1 protein-coding gene and 1 pseudogene are annotated in these 1,156 nt (G+C 63.8%); both read right to left on the bottom strand.

The window, feature by feature from the left end; genetic code table 11:
- Positions 1–864 (bottom strand): annotated as a pseudogene (locus B2W70_RS08695) (hypothetical protein); the annotation flags it as partial.
- Positions 865–997: 133 nt separating this feature from the next.
- Entirely contained in the window at positions 998–1,147 is a 150-nt protein-coding gene (locus tag B2W70_RS08700) for a DUF6396 domain-containing protein (protein ID WP_286744866.1), read from the bottom strand.
- Between the last annotated feature and the right edge of the window lie 9 nt (positions 1,148–1,156).

The raw sequence follows: 1,156 nt of genomic DNA on the forward strand, positions 1-1,156 counted from the left end.
CGCTGGATCGGGTTCGACCGCCCGCGCTCGGAAGGGCCAACGGCCTCGCCGCTCGCCCTCGAAGATGGCTTTCATGTTGTGGGCCGCCTCCGCGCTGCCGGCGGCCACGGCACGCTGCAGCATGGGCAAGCCCTCGGCGAAGTTCTTCGCCCTGAGCAAATCACCCGCCACGACGGTGATCGAAGGTGCGTGACCTTGCTGGGCGGCGCAGCGATGCAAAGCCATGCCCAAGTCCCTGGTTCCCGGCCTGGCCACATCGACCACCTTCGCCATGGTGGAGTCACCCAGCAGCCATTCAGCCAGCTTGTGCTGGGCCACCGGGCTGCCCAGGTCAGCGGCCATGCGATAGTCGTCCAGGGCCTGCTGAAGGTCCCACCCCTGTTCCGCAAAACCGCCACGGCGCAGGTAGCCGTCGGGCAGGCGCCTGTCGATCATGTGTGCGATGACACGATCGACCTCTTCCTGCCGATTCATCCGCAAGGGCGTGGCAACCCCGTCGTATGACTGGTCCACCAACACGTACAACCAGTTCATCAGGTGCCAGCCCGCCTTCGGATGCCCGTGCGCATGGGCAACGCGGAGGTAGCGCGCCACCTCGTTGAACTCGGCCATCTGCGACTCGCGCAGCGATGTGTTCGATCGCTGGTTCAACAGGTGAAGACCCCGCTGAAAAACCCGCTCGACGTCGGCCGACACGGTGGGAAGGTGCTCGCTCTCAGCGGAGCAGCGAAAGGCCCATGGGGACAACTGCACGGCCTTGCTGGCGGCCCAGACTGGAGAAGCATGGGCGAACACCAACAGCGTCAAAGCGATCAGGCTCCGGGTGAGATCCACGACCAGCGCGTTGATGGCACCGATGTTCATGCCTCGAGTTCCAACAGCATGAAGGATTCTCAACGGCAACACGGCAGCCACATGCAAAGGGCTTTCTTCCACAGAGACCACTCGCGAGTCGATCAAGATCATCGAAGCACCACGCACTTGTGCTGGAACCGCGTCACATACCGCTAGATACCGGCCGCCCGGTCTTGGGGTCGAGCCCCTTGGCGCGCGCCATCTCTTCGATGCGCTTCTCAGAGGGCAAAGGTGGGGGCACGTTGGCCTTGTGCTCCTCCAGCCATTTGAACTTGCCATCCCATGGCGGCAGCTTGGCGGG

Origin of the sequence: Aquabacterium sp. UBA2148 (assembly GCF_002328915.1) — a bacterium.
Classification (GTDB): Bacteria; Pseudomonadota; Gammaproteobacteria; order Burkholderiales; family Burkholderiaceae_C; genus Aquabacterium; species Aquabacterium parvum.